Annotated in this window: 1 protein-coding gene; it reads right to left on the bottom strand. The window is 61.4% G+C overall.

Annotation, left to right across the window (positions count from 1 at the left end; all coding sequences use genetic code 11):
• Positions 1-3: 3 nt before the first annotated feature.
• On the bottom strand, positions 4-1,182 hold a 1,179-nt coding region (tuf, locus tag AC1DVV_RS22910), incomplete at its 5' end, for an elongation factor Tu (protein ID WP_477707266.1).

The following is a 1,182-nucleotide window of genomic DNA, read 5'->3' as shown; positions in this document are numbered from 1 at the left end:
AAATTACGCAATGATTTTGGCAACGACGCCGGCGCCGACGGTCTTGCCGCCTTCGCGGATGGCAAAGCGCAGGCCTTCTTCCATGGCGATCGGGTTGATCAGCTTGACGGTGATCGACACGTTATCGCCTGGCATGACCATTTCCTTGCCTTCTGGCAACTCGATCGCACCGGTCACGTCCGTCGTGCGGAAGTAGAACTGGGGGCGATAGTTGTTGAAGAATGGCGTGTGGCGGCCGCCTTCGTCCTTGCTCAGAACGTAGATCTCGCCGGTGAAGTGCGTGTGTGGCTTGATGGAGCCGGGCTTGCACAGCACCTGGCCGCGCTGGACGTCTTCGCGCTTGGTGCCGCGCAAGAGGATACCGACGTTGTCGCCAGCTTGACCCTGGTCGAGCAGCTTGCGGAACATTTCCACGCCGGTGCAGGTGGTCTTTTGCGTGTCGGCAATACCGACAATTTCGATTTCTTCGCCGACCTTGATCACACCGCGCTCGACACGGCCGGTCACGACGGTGCCGCGGCCGGAGATGGAGAACACGTCTTCCACGGGCATCAGGAAGGCGCCGTCAACAGCGCGCTCTGGCAGGGGAATGTAGGTGTCCAGCGCTTCGGCCAGCTTCATGATGGCTTCTTCGCCCAGGGGGCCCTTGTCGCCTTCCATGGCGAGCTTGGCGCTGCCGTGGATGATGGGGGTCTTGTCGCCGGGGAAATCGTATTTGTCGAGCAACTCGCGCACTTCCATTTCGACGAGTTCGAGCAGCTCAGCGTCGTCAACCATGTCGCACTTGTTCAGGAACACGATGATGTAGGGCACGCCCACCTGGCGGGCCAGCAGGATGTGCTCGCGGGTCTGGGGCATGGGGCCGTCAGCGGCCGAACACACCAAAATAGCGCCGTCCATCTGGGCGGCGCCGGTGATCATGTTCTTCACATAGTCGGCGTGGCCTGGGCAGTCGACGTGGGCGTAGTGGCGGTTGGCCGTTTCGTACTCGACGTGGGCGGTGTTGATGGTGATGCCGCGCGCTTTTTCTTCGGGCGCCGCGTCAATTTGGTCGTAGCCCTTGGCTTCGCCGCCGAACTTGGATGCCAGAACGGTCGTGATCGCCGCCGTCAGCGTCGTCTTGCCATGGTCCACGTGGCCAATCGTGCCTACGTTGACGTGCGGCTTGGTCCGCTCAAATTT

This window comes from Polaromonas sp. P3_B4, assembly GCF_056402835.1.
Note: the sequence above shows the minus strand (reverse complement) of the source record. Positions and strands in the feature narration are given on the sequence as shown.